Origin of the sequence: Vibrio syngnathi (genome assembly GCF_002119525.1) — a bacterium.
In the GTDB taxonomy this organism is placed as follows: Bacteria; Pseudomonadota; Gammaproteobacteria; order Enterobacterales; family Vibrionaceae; genus Vibrio; species Vibrio syngnathi.
In genome coordinates, this window is record NZ_CP017916.1 from 1,332,345 (window position 1) to 1,351,637 (window position 19,293).

The window sequence follows — 19,293 nt, forward strand, 5'->3', positions numbered from 1 at the left end:
ATGAGCTATCAACCACTTTTACTTAACTTTGAAGAAGCAGCAGAGCTTCGTAAAGAACTTGGCAAGGATAGCCTTTTAGGTAACGCACTGACTCGCGATATTAAACAAACTAACGCTTACATGGCGGAAGTTGGCATTGAAGTTCCAGGTCATGGTGAAGGCGGCGGCTACGAACATAACCGTCATAAGCAAAACTACATCCACATGGATCTAGCTGGCCGTTTGTTCCTTATCACTGAGGAAACAAAGTACCGTGATTACATCGTTGATATGCTAACAGCGTATGCGACGGTATACCCAACTCTTGAAAGTAACGTAAGCCGTGACTCTAACCCTCCGGGTAAGCTGTTCCACCAAACGTTGAACGAGAACATGTGGATGCTTTACGCTTCTTGTGCGTACAGCTGCATATACCACACCATCTCTGAAGAACAAAAACGTCTAATCGAAGACGATCTTCTTAAGCAGATGATCGAAATGTTCGTCGTGACTTACGCACACGACTTCGATATCGTGCACAACCACGGCTTATGGGCTGTGGCGGCTGTCGGGATTTGTGGTTACGCAATCAACGATCAAGAGTCAGTAGACAAAGCGCTTTACGGCCTGAAACTAGACAAAGTAAGCGGTGGTTTCTTAGCGCAACTTGACCAACTGTTCTCGCCAGACGGCTACTACATGGAAGGTCCTTACTACCACCGTTTCTCTCTACGTCCAATCTATCTGTTCGCAGAAGCGATTGAACGTCGTCAGCCTGATCTTGGCATCTACGAATTTAATGATTCAGTGATCAAGACAACGTCTTACGCGGTATTTAAAACGGCATTCCCAGACGGTACATTGCCAGCTCTGAACGATTCATCGAAGACGATCTCTATCAACGATGAAGGCGTTATCATGGCAACGTCTGTGTGCTACCACCGCTATGAGCAGACTGAAACGTTACTTGGTATGGCTAATCACCAGCAAGATGTTTGGGTTCACGCTTCAGGTAAAACATTGTCTGACGCGGTTGATGCAGCAGACGACATTAAAGCATTTAACTGGGGTAGCCTGTTTGTAACGGATGGCCCTGAAGGCGAAAAAGGCGGCGTAAGCATCCTTCGCCACCGTGATGAGCAAGACGACGATACGATGGCGTTGATCTGGTTTGGTCAACACGGCAGCGATCACCAGTATCACTCTGCACTAGACCACGGTCACTATGATGGTCTACACCTAAGCGTATTCAACCGTGGCCACGAAGTGCTGCACGATTACGGCTTCGGTCGCTGGGTAAACGTTGAGCCTAAGTTTGGCGGTCGTTACATCCCAGAAAACAAGTCTTACTGTAAGCAGACGGTTGCGCACAACACAGTGACAGTTGATCAGAAAACACAGAACAACTTCGATACAGCATTGGCTGAGTCTAAGTTTGGTCAGAAGCACTTCTTCGTAGCAGACGAAAAATCTCTACAAGGTATGAGTGGCATGATTTCTGAGTACTACACTGGCGTAGACATGCAACGTAGTGTGATTCTTGCTGAACTTCCTGAGTTTGAAAAGCCACTAGTGATTGATGTATACCGCATTGAAGCTGACGCTGAGCACCAGTACGATCTACCGGTTCACCACTCGGGTCAGATCATCCGTACTGATTTCGATTACAACATCGAAAAAACGCTTAAGCCGTTAGGTGAAGACAACGGTTACCAGCACTTATGGAACGTTGCTTCAGGTAAAGTAAACGAAGAAGGTTCTCTAGTGAGCTGGCTACATGACAGCAGCTACTACAGCCTAGTAACCAGCGCGAATGCGGGCAGTGAAGTGATTTTTGCTCGCACTGGTGCTAACGATCCAGACTTCAACCTTAAGAGTGAGCCTGCGCTTATCTTACGTCAGTCTGGTCAAAACCACGTGTTTGCTTCTGTATTAGAAACGCATGGTTACTTTAACGAGTCTATCGAAGCCTCTGTAGGCGCTCGTGGTCTGGTTAAATCAGTATCTGTTGTGGGCCATAACAGTGTCGGGACTGTTGTTCGCATTCAGACTACTTCTGGCAACACTTACCACTACGGTATCTCAAACCAAGCTGAAGACACGCAACAAGCAACTCACACTGTTGAGTTCGAGGGTGAGACATACTCGTGGGAAGGGTCATTTGCTCAACTGTAAATGATTAACATACATGTCGTTTAACGATGGTGTGTGCTGATGTGGTGCTTTGCGGGAACGAAGCGCCATATCATGTTCGATTGTAAGGGTGTTCGCATCTAAGTAACTGAACGAAATTAATGTCGATGACAAAGAATATCGGAAATAAGTCAAACCGAGTAACTCGTTGCGAGTTGCTCGGTTTTTTTATTCGTGTGGTTTGAGGGTGAGATCGTTTGAATTAATTGGGTTCAATTTACATCTGATGTTTAGGGTTGATGACTAGGGGCTGTTGACCTTTCGTGGTTAAGTTTTGTTCGAGATAAAATCGTTTTAGGCGTGGCGAAGAGTATGTAGCCTAGTCATTCTAAGCAAATATTCTTCAACAAAGCATAAAACGATTTTAGCCGAACCCTCGGGCAGCTCTTGTGGTTCATTTCTACAGCGTTATCGGCTTTTCATGTAGGCCAGCTACACGTCAAAGCCTCTTCCTTGTATAAATTTTCCACAAGATGCTGCAAAACCCAGCTCGAAAGATCAACAGCCCCTAAATTTAGAGAAACGTTCAACTCTGCAGCGGCGCATTGACAACGAAACGATTTAACAAAATGAACGTTGTTATCTGGTTCTACGAGTATTGTTACGATAACTTCCAATGACTTTTAGAACTTATAAGTAATACAATTGGTGGTATTATATTGTTCGAAATTTATTACTTACTGGATAAGGTTGTTGAAAAATGACAGTGTTTTTGCCGCATTATTCTTGACTCGGCAAGTTCTTGTTGTGAGCTACTCTAGTACCTTTAGGGGGCCGGGAAAGGTGTCAGACGCTTTGATTTATTGGGGGGAACTTTAAGAGTGTGCCTGACTCATTTTTCTTTGGTCAGAACGATAGGAATGTACACTAATTAAACCTATCAAGCTTTATCTGTAAGTGATTTACTGATTCGTATCCGGTTAGATATTGTCGGATATGAAGGACGAAAGACTGAGTTGCTATCTGATTTGTCACTTATTAATCACAAGACCTATTCTTTGGGTTTATATGAGGCCAATTCGATAAGTGATGTCAGTATCCGCATTCGAAATTCATGCGCTGGATCACGCACGAAAGTCCTAAAGCGGTTGCCTTAGGGGATTCGGCTAGTTATTATAATGAGCATATAATCATACAATAACATATTTGGAGTTGAACATGACTAAACCTGTAATCGGTTTCATTGGCCTAGGTCTTATGGGCGGCAACATGGTTGAAAACCTGCAAACACGCGGTTACCACGTAAACGTAATGGATCTAAGCGAAGAAGCGATGGCTCGTGTTACTGCTCGTGGCAATGCTACAGCTTTCACTTCCGCTAAAGAGCTTGCAGCTGCAAGTGATATTGTTCAGTTTTGCCTTACCACCTCTGCTGTTGTTGAAAAAATCGTTTACGGCGAAGACGGCGTTCTAGCGGGCATCAAAGAAGGTGCAGTACTCGTAGACTTCGGTACGTCTATCCCTGCTTCTACTAAGCAAATCGGCGCAGCTCTTGCTGAAAAAGGCGCGGGCATGATCGACGCACCTCTAGGTCGTACTCCAGCCCATGCTAAAGATGGTCTTCTGAACATCATGGCTGCTGGCGACATGGAAACTTTCAACAAAGTTAAACCTGTTCTTGAAGAGCAAGGCGAAAACGTATTCCACCTAGGCGCTCTAGGTGCTGGTCACGTGACTAAGCTTGTAAACAACTTCATGGGTATGACAACGGTTGCGACTATGTCTCAAGCTTTCGCTGTCGCTCAACGCGCTGGTGTTGATGGTCAGCAATTGTTTGACATTATGTCTGCAGGTCCATCTAACTCTCCGTTCATGCAATTCTGTAAATTCTACGCGGTAGACGGCGAAGAGAAGCTAGGTTTCTCTGTTGCTAACGCAAACAAAGATCTTGGTTACTTCCTTGCTCTTTGCGAAGAGCTAGGTACTGAGTCTCTAATCGCTCAAGGTACCGCAACAAGCCTACAAGCTGCTGTAGATGCTGGCCTTGGTCAAAACGACGTACCAGTAATCTTCGACTACTTCGCTAAACTAGAGAAGTAATCACGTCGTTTAGACACGGTTGGATAAAGAACCTGCTCATTTGAGTGGGTTTTTTTATGCTTGTTTTTAGACATTCTTGGAACGATATTTTTTAAGGAAGTGTACTTAATGAAGAGTGGGAAGAATGAAAACGGGTTTGTAGAGTTGGGTATCTGATTCGCTAATGTGTTGAACATGAACATAAGGATCAACTGGTGATATGAGATTATGAAATTACAAGGCGATGTTTGCCCAATAATTAGTATATAGACACACGTATTGTCAGGTATTGCTCAAAGAGGGCAATAACCCGAACGATAACCCACTCAACGCCATTTGATAATGAGGAATATACGGTGACTAGCAAGGTTACCATTATTGTTTACTAGGACTTAATGCAGCCTTATTCTTTATGGCGTAGCGAAATGTCTAGGCTCTTCGTTTGAGCTATATCGATCTAAATGAGATAAGCCTGAGACTACACAAGCAGTTCAGACATTTTCTCGGGACAGTAACTTTGTTACTTTTTGGTGGCGATCAGTCATACATCAATTCGTTGGCTTTGTTTGAGTCGAACTCAATCAATGACTTGCGAGCAAGATGTCTGAAGGGCAGCGCTTTTACTAGCTCTTCAAAGGGCTGGATGGCAAATGCCCAAAAGATAGAGCCGTCTAATCCAAAGATGATCAATGCACACAATGGAATTGAAATTACCCATTGACCAGTAAAGTTGATTTTGAAGACTGCGGTTGTTTTTCCTAGTGCTCTCAATACATTTCCATGGACTGTGTTGTAGCCACGAACAATCGGTAAAAAGATGTAGAGTGGGGCGATAACGGCCAACGCTTGATATGTAGACTCGTCCAAGTTCGGGTAAATGTCACCAATCACCATACTTAAGCCTGCTAACAAGATTGCACACACAAAAGAAATGACTACCGCAATATCAATGCTGGTATCGACGTTTTTGACTAGGTCATCCATCTTTTTGGAGCCAATCGCTTGGCTGATAGTAATCGCGGAAGAGTGAGCCCAAGCAGTAATAAATTGAGAGACAGCCCTGATCCAAGGCATCACCAAAGTAATCGCAACATACGCGTTGATGTTAAGCTGCGAATACAGTAATTGATAAATCGTTGCGCCAATCAATAGCATGGTTACATTTGCTGCGACAGGGAATATCTCGATAAAGTGACGGCGAACGTTGGTCATGAACTCAGATCGTTGGGCGTCTAATTTGAGTGATATTGCTGAGCTCAAATACACGCAAAGAACCAGATACACAAGGCGAAGGGTGATAGCAATAACACTGCCTAGCGCGGCGCCTTGAACACCAATACCTTCGAAATTTGAAAAGCCGTGAATGAGCCCATAAGAAAGTACAGCGTTGATCGGCAATTCAATCAAATACCCTTTAAACGGTATCTTGGTTCTTCCTAATGCGTTAAATAGGGCGATAATCACTTGCGTTAATGCAGTGAAAATGACGAGATACTTTGAGATATCAAGGTAGTGGCTGATTTCTAAGTAAAGGGCTTTATCGTCGGTTAAGGCTTGAATTAAAGGCTGTTCTAAAAAGGTGAGTAGAAACCAAAATATTGTCGCGATACCTAAGTTGATGAACAGACCTGCCCAAAACGCTTTGGATAATGAAGCGGTGATGCCAGAACCCACGGCGCGGCTTAATACTAGTTGAGTGCCGTTTGCCAGCGCCATTTGAATACCGAGTACAAAGGCAACCATAGTCGTCGCAATTCCCATGGCAGCCAAAGGTATTTCACCAAGAGGAGAGACCAGCAGCGTATCGATCATCAACATCGACTGCATCAATATACCGTTTAGGGCTAGGGGCCAGGCGAGAGAGAAATTTTTCCTTACATACGATTGTGTAGACACAAACAACACCTTATGTGTGTAACCGTAAGTTTTCTCTGAGAGGACCCGAGTTCAACATTCAAAGATGAAACACTACGGTAATGGATGGTTAAAAATGGGCGCTAAAACTGACTGACTCGTGTATTGGGATACACGAGTCAGTCTGGTCAATCTTGGTTATGCGATGGCTAATTCAACCCTAGACAGCTTTTGATTTTCATCATCAAGTAAAGCTTGAGAGGCTATTCGAGCCTGATTCGCATTGCCTGACATAATCGCATCATATATCGCTTTATGCTCTTCTAAACAGAAGCGACCGCCTTCGGCAGAGTGGTCGATAAACTGTTTGAAAATCGTCGACAGAATGTTCGCGAACGGAATGTAAAACTGGTTACCCGTCGATAAGAAAATCGTTTGGTGAAACAGATGATCGTTGGTTGTCCACTCTTCATAATCAAAGCCATTTGCCGCGATGGTCATATTTTGGAAAAGAATCGAAAGCTCTTTACGTTGCTCTACCGTAGCGTTGGATGCCGCAAGCGCACACGCTTCTGGGTCAATCGCTTTTCTTAAGCCTAAAAATTGAGATAAGAAGGGTTTGGTGTCTTCCAGATCTTGAATCCAATCTAGGAGTTGAGGGTCTAAAAAGTGCCATTGAGTACGTGGCCTGATATGAGTCCCCACTTTTGGTTTTGATTCGATAAGCCCTTTGGCTGAAAGTAGCTTTGTCGATTCGCGAAGTGCAGTTCGACTGACGCCAAAGACTTCACACAACTCCATTTCACTGGGTAATTTCTCTTTTTCTTTGAGTTCTCCCGACAGAATTTTACGCGCAATCTGTCGAGCCACTTGAACATGAATTCGGCGGCTTGAATCTGCCACCAATGAAAATATAGCCATATAAACCACCTCAGGCTGACGTATTAAGTATAAAAACAGCGGATAGATTTAAGTTAGCGCGACTTTAAGCTTGAGGGATAATGCTTGTAGCGGCTATCGAGTCAAACATCTACAGTCACCTATTATTTTTAATAAATCATACAATAACACCTAGTTCAATCAAGTGTACAACGATAGAAATGCGTCGCAGTGAAGGGGAACTCACAAGTTAAGGTGATTTTTGTGATGTTACGCATGCCAAAATTGCGTAAATAGGAACTATTTGTATGTATAAATAAGAAGGTACGACTGGTAGTGATAAGCTTCGAAAAGTTTGTGGGATTTTGATAGAACCATAGAGTATAAGGGAGCTCACGTTATTATCCCCCTCATTTGGTGCATTATACTTTCAGTGCTATAGTACGAGTTAAATAATACATATCTAATAAGTAAGTAGACTCATGGCAGAAACTTTCAAATCTATTTCAGGCTCTAAGCGAAGCCTTCATGTGCAGGTGGCTCGTGAAATCGCTCGTGGTATTTTGTCGGGTAATTTACCTCAGGGTTCGATTATCCCTGGTGAGATGGCTCTGTGTGAGCAGTTTGGTATTAGCCGCACGGCGTTGCGAGAGGCGGTGAAACTTCTAACTTCAAAAGGCCTTTTAGAGTCACGCCCTAAAATCGGCACTCGCGTTGTTGATCGTGCATACTGGAACTTTTTAGATCCTCAGCTTATCGAATGGATGGATGGACTAGCTGATACCGATCAGTTTTGTCATCAGTTTTTAGGTTTACGTCGTGCGATTGAACCTGAAGCGTGTGCATTGGCAGCTAAGTTTGCAACTGCAGAGCAACGAATTGAATTATCAGAAATTTTCCAAAAAATGGTGGAGATATCTAGCGAAGAGGTTCTTGATAAAGAGCGTTGGTTAGATATTGATATGAAGTTCCATAGCCTTATCTTCAATGCAACGGGTAATGATTTCTACTTACCGTTTGGCAACATATTGACGACGATGTTTGTTAACTTTATTGTGCACTCTTCAGAAGAAGGCAGCACATGCATTAACGAACATCGCGCAATATACGAAGCCATTATGGCAGGTAATAGTGATAAAGCACGCCAAGTTTCGGCAAGTCACTTGCAAGAATCAAACCACCGATTGCCTGTAACAAGCTAACTGAAAGCACTTGATGTGCCCTTACAAATTTTAAAGCACGCATTTAGCGTGCTTTTTTGTATCTGTATTTTTATGTTTCTGACATTGCACTTCTTATTCTGATCTCTAAAACTTGATCAATTCTGCTATTCAACCTAAAAATCAACTCGCAACTCGATATATTAATTATATAATAATACTAATCAAACAAATGCGAGTATGGTTATGCCTCAATCTCTTTTGCCAAATATTCTTCAATTTATCGGTCAGATAGATCCTTTCGATAAGATCCCTAAACAAGCACTTCGTGAACTTGCCTCCAATGTTCAGATCACTTATCTCGGCAAGGGGGATGTGGTTGATCTATGTGAGTCGGGTAAAGAAAAGTCGCTCTACATCATTCGAACCGGCTCTATGGAACAAAGAAAGTCTGACGGTGTACTTCGTGCGCGTTTAGGCAGTGAAGATTTGTTCGGCTTTACATTCTTAGACTCTGAAGTCAATGATGAGAAAGGCTACAGAGCGATTGCGATCGAAAACACCTTACTTTATGTGATTCCACACTCGGCACTTCAAGCGTTGTTCAAAGCATTTCCAAGTTGCGCAGAACACTTTGCGTCTCAGGCCCAGGTTCGTTTGAAGTCAGCACTTGATGTGGTGTGGTCAAATAAAGAGAAAGGCTTGTTCATTCGTAAGGTTGAAGAAGTGGCAAGCGGGCAGGTGGCCATCGTTAAGTCTGAACAAACTATTCAGTCGGTCGCGGTTGAAATGCTTCATCAACGCTCACCATGTGCCGTGATCTATGAGGGTGAAACGATCGTTGGTTTGATCACCGACCGTGATATGACCAAGCGAGTGATTGCTCACGGTGTCAGTACCGATAACCTGATTTCCGAGGTGATGACGCATTCTCCACTCACGGTTAAACCGGATGATCTTGTGTTGCATGCCGCGTCTATCATGATGCAATTCAACATCCGTAATTTGCCTGTGGTGAAAGAGAACAAAGTTGTTGGCCTGCTTACGACATCTCACTTGGTTCAAAACCACCGTGTTCAAGCGATCTTCTTAATCGAGAAAATCAAATACGCGGGCAGTGTGAAAACCATGTCTTCGTTTACCCCAGAGCGACAAGCTATTTTTGAAGCGCTGGTGGAAGGCAAGGTTGCACCGGAAACCGTAGGTAAGGTCATGACCATGATTATGGACGCCTACACACGCCGATTGATTCAGATAGCGATTGATAAGTTAGGCCCACCACCTTGTGATTTTTCTTGGATTGTTGCGGGCTCGCACGCTCGTAATGAAGTCCATATGCTGTCGGATCAAGATAGTGCGATTGTACTCTCTGACGATGCGACAGACAGTGACCGTATTTACTTCAAACATTTAGCGATGATGGTGACTAACGGATTAGCGAGTTGTGATTATCCATTGTGTCCGGGTAAATTCATGGCTGCGACACCAAAATGGTGTCAGCCACTCAGCGTTTGGAAGCACTACTACAAGAAGTGGGTGGCTAACCCTGAGTACGAACGCTTACTCAACATCAGTGTGTTCCTAGAAATTCGAACCATCTATGGCAACAGTGAGTTCGAAGGCATTCTTCGTGATGAGTTGCATTCTAACATTCGCAGTAACCGTGAGTTTTTAAGCACACTAGTGAAAGATGCGGTAAACACCAACCCGCCATTGGGTATTTTCAATAGTTTGGTTCTAGAGAAATCGGGTGAGAACAAGAAAACACTCAATGTGAAGAAGTACGCCATTAACTTGATTATTGATCTTGCGCGTATTTACGGATTAGCGGTGGAATGTGATTTGTCAGCAACCGATGAACGTTTCGCAGCTGCCAATGAAAAAGGCATGCTGAGCGACGACGCATTCAAGAACATTCTGGGCTCTTACCAGTTCATTCTCTCTTTCCGATTTGGTCATCAACTTGAAGCGCTGAAGAACGGGGATGTGCCTGACAACAACATCAACCCAGATAGCTTTGGTAGCTTTGAGCGTAAACACTTGAAAGATGCCTTTAGGATCATTGCTGACCTTCAAGAAGCCGCGAAAATCCGTTTCGGAGCACGCTAATGAAGCCACGCTCAATAAATAAGTGTTTAAAGCACATTCTGAACTACTTTCATCCTCTTGAGAAAATTAAGCGCACACGAAAGCAATATTTGAATACGGTTAAGCTGCCAGAGGCGTTACATGCTCTTGTGGATCAACCTTGCCCAGAGATGACGGACTTGGCCAAAGATAGCGAATATATCGTTTTAGATCTTGAAACTACAGGCTTAGACAGCGAGCAAGACCTTATTCTATCTATGGGTTGGGTCGATGTGGTCAAGGGGCGAATAGACTTAGCGTCCGCCAAGCATATTTATCTTGATAACGATTCGCAGATCAATGCTGAAACTGCAGTTATCAACCACATCACACCACAAATGCTGGAAGAGGGCGCTTCAATTCATGATGCTATGCTGACGTTTTTCGAAGCCGCAAAAGGTAAGATCATCGTCGCGCACGCTTGTGTGGTCGAAGAGAAGTTCATTAGCCAGTATCTATTAAGATGCTATGGCTTAAGGCAGTTGCCTTTACTTTGGCTAGATACACTATGTATTGAGAAGAGCATGGAGAAAGCGATCAGTAACCATGAAGAGGTGGATTTAACTCTAGCGGGTACGCGACACAGGTATGGGCTTCCCGAGTACAACAGCCACAATGCGTTAGCGGATGCGGTCTCAACAGCAGAATTGCTATTAGCTCAGCAGAAGCGAGTGGTGCCTAACGATGAAGTGACACTTTCCTTTTTATATCGCATCAGTCACTAAGGAAGCAGCTTCTTGTAAGTGAATCATTGTTGAATGACCTGATTTGAACACATAAAAAAGCCAGCGATTAAGCTGGCTTTTGTTTAGGTCTTAGAAAATTAGGACAGTAATTATCTTAGATTATTTATATAGCTATCGATTAGAAGCTGTAAGTTAGACCAACACGGCTACGCAGTTCACGAGTTGCTTTTGTTGATGAAGTGCTCACATCACCAAATTCTACATACGGTGCCCATTGACCCATAATGTGGCGAATACTTGCATTCAACTCGTAGTTGGTATCGTCGTTGTCGTAGATATTGTAATCATCTGCTTTGTAGTAGTTGCCTTCGAAACCGAAACGCCAGTTTTCCATTGAGTAGTTGATGTTTGCGGTTAAGCGATGGCGACGTTGGTTTTCATCGTTTTGATAAGTTAAGTAGCCGTTATCTAAGATAGGCTTGCCGTCCGAATCAGTTGCAATTGATTTAGTGTTTTGTCTCATATCGTAACGGTAACGAGCACTTAGACTTAAACCGTCAATGCTGTCGACACTGTATGTCGCGCGAACTTGAGGTTTGTACGTAACACCTGATTCGCGACCTTCAATTGGCATACCGTAAGTCATCGTCCAATTGTCGTTAAGTACGTGGCGGTAGTTTAGACCAAGCTCCCAACCATTGTTCTTCAGATCTTCCATGAATTTACCGTCTTCTCCCTTGAATTTCGCTTCGATATCTACAAGGAAGTTGCCAATGCTATCGCCAAGTTTTACACGAGTAGCGTGTTGATCTGTATGGCTTTTGTATTCGTGTCTCATATCGAAAGACGCAGCAGACACAGAGCCAGCAGCGAGTACAGATGCCACAGCAATCACGATTTTAGTTTTATTCATGGTATTAGTTCCATATTTATAGGTTGAGTATTGGCCATAATTACAAGCCAAATAGAGTAGTTCTTGTCTTCAATGCATTTTGTGTTTGAAATTATTTCTTGGTTATCTCAAATTTCTCTTGCATTTAAATAATACAAATATACTAACGATTCGAAGGCGTATGATCTGTGAATTGGATCGTGTTGTTAGGACAAAACCCTTATTTACAAAGGGTTACAAAATCAATGAATGGTATAACCTGTTGTTTTTAAGTGATATTGCTTTTTTGGGTCTTGATTTGTAAATTTCTTGTTTGTCAATAAATGTGCGCTACAGCAAAAAATTGAACCTTTATATTTTACTTTTATTTGTAATACATTATTATTTTATTGAGTTTATGTGGCAGCACTTATCTTTTGTGCGTTGAATATATGTACATTCAACAAAGAGGCGTTAAGTGGTGAAGTACAGTCGATAGATGAACGGATAGTTCAAAGGACGAAGCATTTGCTTGAGGTGATAAAAGCTTCAATCAGAGAGGGTTTGAAATGTAGTGGGCAAGGCAGTAACACAGCCTGCTATATAGAGAATAGAGAATAGAGAATAGAGATGAGTTTAGCTCGGACAGTTAACGTCTCTGTAAATCAGTGAAAAAGAAGAAATCGTTGAGGTACTTCCAAAAGCATTTTGATTATTGCTCCCAACTATTCTAATTATAACTTCTGCTTTCGTTTAGAAAGGTAGGAGATGGTAGTCGAAGATCTACCCTTGCGCTCATGTTGATACAGGCAACATGAGCGTTTTTTTTATCTGAAATCTAATAAAGGTGAGTTATTTCTCTACTACTGAAGTCGCATTTTTCTAAGTCGGCTTTATAAGATGACAAGCTGAAAGGCCTGTTATGTGGTCTTTAAAGGTCAGTCCTTCCACCTTGCCGCCGTTAAGGTTCCAGCGTGTCAATTTTCCATTCGCCATTTACCTTTTACGTAATTCACTTTAGAAGCAATTTTCAGACTGAACCTTGTGATACTTGTAATACAAACACGTTGTGTTGATTCATTTTTATAAACTATATCTAACGACGTTTTGGTTTCTCATCAGCAATTCCTATTTTTCACGATTAACTATTTTTAGCGTTTCTGATCAGATTTTTAGCGGTGACGCCCGTACTTTTAGTGACTTTCTTCATGTTTTTCGAGGTTTTGGTGAGTTTGTAGTACGGGTAGGTGCAGTTAGTTGATGAGTTGCGCTCGAGAGTAGTGCAAATTTGAACTCGGTCACTTGTATGATTATTTAAGTCCTGGACTGTAAGATCACTGTCACGCATTTAAATTATTGTAGTACAAATGTGATTACCATCTATCTATAGTGACCTTAACAAAAAAACATAAATAAAAGGTCTAACGATGGAACTCAATACCCTGATAGTTGGCATCTACTTCCTATTCTTAATTGCGATAGGGTGGATGTTCCGAACGTTTACAAGTACGACAAGTGATTACTTCCGCGGGGGAGGTAACATGCTGTGGTGGATGGTAGGTGCAACCGCATTTATGACCCAGTTCAGCGCGTGGACATTTACTGGTGCAGCAGGTAAAGCCTTTACCGATGGGTTTGCCGTAGCGATTATCTTCATTGCTAACGCATTCGGTTACCTAATGAACTACCTTTACTTCGCTCCGAAGTTCCGCCAACTGCGTGTTGTGACGGTTATTGAAGCGATTCGTATGCGTTTTGGTAAGGTGAATGAGCAAGTGTTTACTTGGTCTGGCATGCCAAACAGCGTTATCTCCGCTGGTATCTGGTTGAACGGTCTTGCGATCATCGCATCGGGTATCTTCGGCTTTGATATGACAACGACGATTGTCCTAACGGGTCTGGTTGTATTGGTGATGTCAGTAACGGGCGGCTCTTGGGCGGTAATCGCATCTGACTTTATGCAGATGGTTATCATTATGGCAGTGACCGTAACGTGTGCCGTAGTCGCGGTCTACCACGGTGGAGGTGTTACACAAATCATCAATGACTTCCCAACCGATTCATTTATCACGGGTGATAACCTTAACTACCTAAGTATCTTCAGCATCTGGGCGGTGTTCATCTTCTTGAAGCAGTTCAGTATCACCAATAACATGCTGAACTCTTACCGTTACCTTGCAGCGAAAGACTCAAACAACGCACGTAAAGCGGCACTGCTTGCTTGTGTGCTGATGACACTGGGTCCAATCATTTGGTTCATGCCTTCATGGTTCATGGCGGGTCAAGGTGTTGATTTAGCTGCAGCTTACCCAGAAGCAGGCAGCAAAGCGGCTGATTTCGCTTACCTATACTTCGTTCAAGAGTACATGCCGGTTGGTATGGTTGGCCTTCTGATTGCCGCGATGTTTGCAGCAACAATGTCTTCAATGGACTCTGGTCTAAACCGTAACTCAGGTATTTTTGTTAAGAACTTCTACGAGCCGATTCTTCGCCCTAAAGCGACAGAGAAAGAGCTAATGGTTGTTTCTAAGTTAACGTCTACCTTCTTCGGTATCGCGATCATCTTGGTTGCTCTGTTCATCAACTCTCTTAAAGGATTGAGCCTGTTCGACACCATGATGTACGTGGGCGCATTGATCGGCTTCCCAATGACGATTCCAGCATTCTGTGGCTTCTTCATCCGTAAAACACCGGATTGGGCAGGTTGGGGCACGCTAGTAGTCGGTGGTGTGGTTTCTTACTTCGTTGGTTTCGTTATCACAGCGGACATGATTCAAAACTGGTTCGGTCTAAACGAACTAACTGGCCGTGAGTGGGCTGACCTGAAAGTGGCTATCGGCCTTATTGGTCACATCGTATTTACTGCTGGCTTCTTTGTTCTTTCAACACTGTTCTACAAGCCATTACCGGAACACCGTGAGAAAGATGTCGACAAGTTCTTCAACAACCTAGCGACACCTTTGGTTGCTGAAAGTAATGAACAGAAGAAATTGGATAACAAGCAACGTCGTATGTTGGGTTCACTTATCGCAGTCGCGGGTGTGGGCGTAATGACCATGTTCGTACTGCCCAACCCAATGTGGGGACGCATGGTATTCGTTCTGTGTGGCTTGATTGTGTTCTCTGTCGGTCTGTTACTTGTTAAAGCGGTTGATGACAAAGTCGAGCAACAAGACGAAGTGACGCCAGCCGAAGGCTAATTTAGTAGGTATCCTAAATAACATCACGGCCACCCAAATGGGTGGCCGTCAATTTTTAAAGCCAATATTTAATGTGTACTACTTAATGGTTTGAGCTATCAAATAAGTTCACGATAGCTGTCTTGGTCATTAGCACCTAAAAAGCCTCAACGGGTAATGTCTGTTGAGGCTTTATCGATCTTACGTCGTGACTATCTCGATCTTACGCCGTGATTACCGTGCTTTATATTTATGCAGTAGATCCCAAGGGATATTGCATAAGTGATGGTCTTCAGGAAACTGGCTTAGGTGATGCTGGTGGATATCATCACTCGCGACATAACTGGTCAATGGCAATATCTCGAGTGCGATACGGTCGGCGTCGTCACGAGAGGCAATATAGTGCTTAGCTTCGGTTAAGTGTTCTGCGTTAGTACTGTAAACGCCTGTGCGATATTTTTCTCCGACATCGACACCTTGTTTATTGACGCTGTAAGGGTCGATAATCTCAAACAAGTGTTTCATCAAAATCATTACAGACGTGACGCTTGGGTCAAATTCAATTTGTACGCATTCAGCGTAGCCATCATAAGCGTTTTGGGTTTCATCGCTTTGTGATGTGTCCTTTTCTGTTGATTGGGAGCTGCCATTAGCACGACCTGCTTCTGTGTTGATCACGCCGGGTACATACTTGATGAACTCTTGTACGCCCCACAAGCAACCGCCAGCTAAGTAAATTTGTTCCATACTTACCTTTTACTTCTCTGTGTTTGTGGATGTTTGTTCGATGCGTGAATCAATACGATGATACCCGCACGTATAAAAAAGCGTCTATAAAAACTAGCGCTCATATAAAAACCAGCGTTTAGGCATTGTAAACCTGTGCGACTGAACAAACATAAGTTTAATAGGATTTGTGATTATATAAGTAAGTATTGCTTTGTCATCAACTCGAATCTCAACATCAAGTGAGCGTTACTCTAAATATGTTTGATCAAATAAAAGACTTCATAAATCCAAGCAAGAATCCCGATCTTACTCAGGCTCATGAATACCAGCGTCAGCATCTGCCGACATTGTGGCTGTTGGGGAAAACGGGGGCGGGCAAGTCATCGTTTATTCAAGCAATCACAGGTGACTCTTCTGTTGAAGTTGGCAATGGTTTTGCGCCTTGTACCATGACGGCGATGTCGTATGAGTTTCCTCAAATTAAGCCGGTAATGAGATTCCTCGATACCAGAGGACTAAGCGAAGCGAATTACGATGCGAAAGAGGATCTGGAAGAGATTGGTCAGGCAGGTAATGCGTTAGTCGTTGTAATGAAAGCCGACGAACCTGAACAATCCGCTGTGCTTGCGGCTCTAAAACAGATTAAGAAACAGAAGAAGATTAAACACTTGTTGCTGGTTCATACTGCGGTCTTGTCCTCCAGTGAAACAGACCGAGCAAGGCAGATTCAGTTCAACACCAACCAAGTAGAAAAGGTTTGGGGTAAAGGGTTTGAGTCGGTATCGGTCGATTTTGAAGTTGATGGCAACGCTACCTCTAACAGCGAAGCGGTTTACAACTATGACATCTTGTTAGAAAAGCTGACCAGTATTCTTCCTGTTATAGGGATGATGGTGCAAGACAAAGAGCATTCCACGCAAGAAGAAGCCAACTTTGATCAAGTAGAAAACGAAGTGCTTTGGTATTCGGGAAGTGCGGCAGCGAGCGACCTGATTCCGGGTGTTGGTTTGGTGTCGGTACCTGCGATTCAAGCGAAAATGCTACATAGTTTAGCGAATCAATATGGGGTCGAGTGGAACAAGAGAGTCTTCAGTGAGCTGATAGGCACTCTGGGAAGCAGCTTTGCTTTGCAATACGGAATGAAGCTAGGCACTCGACAGCTGATAAAGCTGATTCCAGTTTATGGTCAAACGGTAGGGGCGGTGGCTGCAGCGGCAATGAGTTTCGGCACCTCTTATGGCTTAGGTCGCGCGGCTTGTTTCTACTTCTATCATAAGAACAAAGGCGAAGAAGTGTCTGAACAAGAGATGCAGAAGATCTACAAAGAATCCCTGAAAAAAGGAAAGGCGGCGTCGGGCTATGAAGAAAATTAGAAACCTATTTCGATTACTGGCGGTGCTATCGAGCGGCCGTTGGGGCATTGCCCTGATTTCGGCCATCTTCCCAAGCATTATCATGATGGGTTTTGGTGTCTTCTTGGCGATCAAATACGGTTACCTACTCGAAATGTCGATTGCCATTGCCGTGAGTACCTTGGTATTCACCATTCCTTTGTTTATTTCTAGCCGTTCTTCTCGCGATTCTTCAAGCCGCTCTTCACGCCGATCTTCAAGTACGGAGCCCTTCTCAAATAAAGAGAGCGACGGCCTTGGCGAAGATGCTTCTGAATCTGAATCACAACATAACAAAGCTGATATCAACGATGCATTGGTTAAGGCTTCGACTGATTGGTCTCAAAAAGAACTGTCGATCTGGAATGATTCAAAACACCATGTACGCCAACAATTAATGGTCGACATAGAGTGGGGCAACCTAGACCAAACCGGTTTAGAGGTACTTGAGTTTGTGGCCAAAAAGTTTGATAAAAAATCGCTCGATTTTTCGATTCCTGAAGGGCTTAAGCTATTTGAAGAGGTCAGCCGCCGTTACAAGTTGGTGGTGAAAGAACACATTCCCGGCATTGAATACCTTAAGGTTTCTTACATTAAGGCGGGCTACGAAGCCTATGATAAATATGGCGAGCTAGGGCAGAAGATCGTTAAGGCCGCTATTTGGGGGAATCACCTCAAAAACCTCTATTTGAACCCGCTAAAAGTTGTTTCTGATTTAGGGAGAGATCAAGCGACATCTTCAATGACAAGAGGTGTGGTTGATGACATGCAATACGCCGCTAAACAAGCCTTATTAGATGAAGTGGCGGCGGTGGCGATTGACCTCTACAGCGGACGTTTCAGCATTGAAGATGAAGCACTTAAAGCGTCCGATGTTTCTGAACTCGACGAACAACGCTTTGCTCCTGAATTAGAGCCTGTGCGAATCGTGCTGGTGGGGCAAACCAGCTCTGGTAAATCTTCACTGATTAATGCGCTTAAGCAAGAGTTGGTTGCAGAAGTGGATGTGCTGCCATCAACCGACACTTCAACCGTATACAACGCGTTTGTCGACGACAATGATGTTCGCGTGGTTGATCTTCAGGGGCTTGATGGCAATCCTAAAACCGAAGCCTTAATGCTGAAAGAGATGACCCAAGCAGATGTGGTGCTATGGGTGCTTAAAGCCAATCAATCTGCACGTGATTTGGATAAGCAATTGAAAGATAGATTTGATGCTTTCTATGACGATCCTAAGAACATCTCACGCAAGAAGCCGATTGTGGTGTCGGTTGTGAATCAGGTAGACAGATTAAAGCCTGTAGACGATTGGCAACCACCGTATGACTTAGAGAATCCAACATCGACCAAAGCGAAGATCATTGCTCAAGCACTCGAATACAACCATATATTGCTGCAGTCTGATATCGTGTTGCCGCTCGCTATTGCGCCAGAAAAGGCGGATTTTGGCTTAGAAGCACTCAAGCAGATGCTAATCGAAGGCATAGCTGATGCTAATAATGTGCAAAGAAACCGCCAACGTTTGGAGGCAATGAAACGGGGAACGTCGGTTAAAGGTCAACTGAACAAAGTAGTGAAGGCCGGTAAGAAGGTCGCACCAAGTGCACTGAAAGCTGCGACACCGAAGTTAGCTGAAATGGCAATTAAACAAGTGGTTAAGAAGAAGTAAGTCATTCACTGCGAATACGGTTCTGGTGGGGCTTGAGGCTCATCAGAACTTAGCTATTCTAGATCGGCGATTTTTAGTGCTTGGCTTTATTAGAAGATAGCTTTTTAGAAAACAGTCATCTTCGCCCCTTATTAGAGAGGTATTGAGTTTAAAAGAGATTCGATATTATTAAGTAACTCGCTGAACTAGTTTAATAGTATATAAACGGCTGTGATTCACAGTTTATATAACATGCTATCGTATTTAATTATCATTCTAAATGTTGATCACATTTATACTTTTCTAAACTGTATTTATAAAACAATTGCACTATATTTAAATTTCGGATCATCTTGATTTCAACGTAGGGATATATTGTGAACATGTATCTGAAATGGCAATCAACAACATGGCTAACCTTGTTAGCTTGGTATACCTTAGATCACCAGCTCTCGTTCCGCCTTTCTTCAGAGTAGTACCCTCTAGGCGTCACGCGCCAGCAAAGCAGCGCGCTTTGTTTACCTATCAGCAGCTTTGATAACCTTTGAACGCATGAATGTCGCACTTATTATTTCGTG

12 protein-coding genes are annotated in these 19,293 nt (G+C 43.4%); 8 read left to right on the forward strand and 4 right to left on the reverse strand.

Annotated features, from left to right (window positions below; translation table 11 throughout):
* Together K08M4_RS06200 and K08M4_RS06210 are read left to right on the forward strand one after the other, a co-directional pair.
* Positions 1-2,154 carry a heparinase II/III domain-containing protein gene (locus K08M4_RS06200; RefSeq protein ID WP_086049220.1) on the forward strand — a complete coding sequence of 718 codons (2,154 nt, stop codon included), beginning with the start codon at positions 1-3 and terminating at the stop codon, positions 2,152-2,154.
* Positions 2,155-3,330: 1,176 nt separating this feature from the next.
* Positions 3,331-4,212 (forward strand): NAD(P)-dependent oxidoreductase, encoded by an 882-nt coding sequence (locus K08M4_RS06210; RefSeq protein WP_012603741.1) that lies wholly within the window; start codon positions 3,331-3,333, stop codon positions 4,210-4,212.
* 516 nt (positions 4,213-4,728) lie between these two features.
* Here the strand turns inward: K08M4_RS06210 and K08M4_RS06215 are convergent.
* Positions 4,729-6,096 (reverse strand): MATE family efflux transporter, encoded by a 1,368-nt coding sequence (locus tag K08M4_RS06215; protein WP_086049221.1) that lies wholly within the window; start codon positions 6,094-6,096, stop codon positions 4,729-4,731.
* Positions 6,097-6,243: 147 nt separating this feature from the next.
* Positions 6,244-6,966, reverse strand: a complete 723-nt coding sequence (locus K08M4_RS06220) for a FadR/GntR family transcriptional regulator (protein ID WP_086049222.1) — start codon at positions 6,964-6,966, stop codon at positions 6,244-6,246.
* A 440-nt stretch (positions 6,967-7,406) separates the two neighbouring features.
* Here K08M4_RS06220 and K08M4_RS06225 point away from each other — a divergent pair, with 440 nt between their 5' ends.
* The 3 genes from K08M4_RS06225 (at position 7,407) to K08M4_RS06235 (ending at position 10,936) form a co-directional block, all read left to right on the forward strand.
* Positions 7,407-8,126 (forward strand): FadR/GntR family transcriptional regulator, encoded by a 720-nt coding sequence (locus K08M4_RS06225; RefSeq protein WP_086049223.1) that lies wholly within the window; start codon positions 7,407-7,409, stop codon positions 8,124-8,126.
* A 204-nt stretch (positions 8,127-8,330) separates the two neighbouring features.
* Positions 8,331-10,193, forward strand: a complete 1,863-nt coding sequence (locus K08M4_RS06230; RefSeq protein WP_086050394.1) for a DUF294 nucleotidyltransferase-like domain-containing protein — start codon at positions 8,331-8,333, stop codon at positions 10,191-10,193.
* Complete coding sequence (locus tag K08M4_RS06235) at positions 10,193-10,936, forward strand: 3'-5' exonuclease (protein ID WP_086049224.1); 744 nt, start codon at positions 10,193-10,195, stop codon at positions 10,934-10,936. The genes K08M4_RS06230 and K08M4_RS06235 overlap by 1 nt, the downstream gene beginning before the upstream one ends.
* Before the next feature lie 139 nt (positions 10,937-11,075).
* Here the strand turns inward: K08M4_RS06235 and K08M4_RS06240 are convergent, their stop codons facing one another.
* Positions 11,076-11,810, reverse strand: coding sequence for an oligogalacturonate-specific porin KdgM family protein (locus K08M4_RS06240; RefSeq protein WP_086049225.1), 735 nt, complete (start codon positions 11,808-11,810; stop codon positions 11,076-11,078).
* A 1,385-nt stretch (positions 11,811-13,195) separates the two neighbouring features.
* On the opposite strand from K08M4_RS06240, the gene K08M4_RS06245 reads away from it, so the two are divergent.
* Positions 13,196-14,968, forward strand: a complete 1,773-nt coding sequence (locus tag K08M4_RS06245; protein WP_017092962.1) for a sodium:solute symporter family transporter — start codon at positions 13,196-13,198, stop codon at positions 14,966-14,968.
* Between the two features lie 213 nt (positions 14,969-15,181).
* Here the strand turns inward: K08M4_RS06245 and K08M4_RS06250 are convergent, their stop codons facing one another.
* A complete protein-coding gene (locus K08M4_RS06250) occupies positions 15,182-15,694 on the reverse strand; it encodes a peptide-methionine (S)-S-oxide reductase (protein ID WP_086049226.1) in 513 nt (170 codons plus the stop codon).
* A gap of 239 nt (positions 15,695-15,933) precedes the next feature.
* Between K08M4_RS06250 and K08M4_RS06255 the strand changes: the two genes are divergently transcribed.
* Entirely contained in the window at positions 15,934-17,049 is a 1,116-nt protein-coding gene (locus K08M4_RS06255) for a YcjF family protein (protein ID WP_086049227.1), read from the forward strand.
* On the forward strand, positions 17,036-18,736 hold the full coding sequence (locus K08M4_RS06260) for a GTPase family protein (protein WP_086049228.1): 1,701 nt from the start codon (positions 17,036-17,038) through the stop codon (positions 18,734-18,736). The genes K08M4_RS06255 and K08M4_RS06260 overlap by 14 nt, the downstream gene beginning before the upstream one ends.
* Positions 18,737-19,293 lie beyond the last annotated feature (557 nt).

Excerpts from the sequence above, each read along its gene's own strand:
- K08M4_RS06200 (WP_086049220.1), top strand. The coding sequence starts at position 1 with ATGAGCTATCAACCACTTTTACTTAACTTTGAAGAAGCAGCAGAGCTT.
- K08M4_RS06210 (WP_012603741.1), top strand. The coding sequence starts at position 3,331 with ATGACTAAACCTGTAATCGGTTTCATTGGCCTAGGTCTTATGGGCGGC.
- K08M4_RS06220 (WP_086049222.1), bottom strand. The coding sequence starts at position 6,966 with ATGGCTATATTTTCATTGGTGGCAGATTCAAGCCGCCGAATTCATGTT.
- K08M4_RS06225 (WP_086049223.1), top strand. The coding sequence starts at position 7,407 with ATGGCAGAAACTTTCAAATCTATTTCAGGCTCTAAGCGAAGCCTTCAT.
- K08M4_RS06230 (WP_086050394.1), top strand. The coding sequence starts at position 8,331 with ATGCCTCAATCTCTTTTGCCAAATATTCTTCAATTTATCGGTCAGATA.
- K08M4_RS06235 (WP_086049224.1), top strand. The coding sequence starts at position 10,193 with ATGAAGCCACGCTCAATAAATAAGTGTTTAAAGCACATTCTGAACTAC.
- K08M4_RS06240 (WP_086049225.1), bottom strand. The coding sequence starts at position 11,810 with ATGAATAAAACTAAAATCGTGATTGCTGTGGCATCTGTACTCGCTGCT.
- K08M4_RS06245 (WP_017092962.1), top strand. The coding sequence starts at position 13,196 with ATGGAACTCAATACCCTGATAGTTGGCATCTACTTCCTATTCTTAATT.
- K08M4_RS06250 (WP_086049226.1), bottom strand. The coding sequence starts at position 15,694 with ATGGAACAAATTTACTTAGCTGGCGGTTGCTTGTGGGGCGTACAAGAG.
- K08M4_RS06255 (WP_086049227.1), top strand. The coding sequence starts at position 15,934 with ATGTTTGATCAAATAAAAGACTTCATAAATCCAAGCAAGAATCCCGAT.
- K08M4_RS06260 (WP_086049228.1), top strand. The coding sequence starts at position 17,036 with ATGAAGAAAATTAGAAACCTATTTCGATTACTGGCGGTGCTATCGAGC.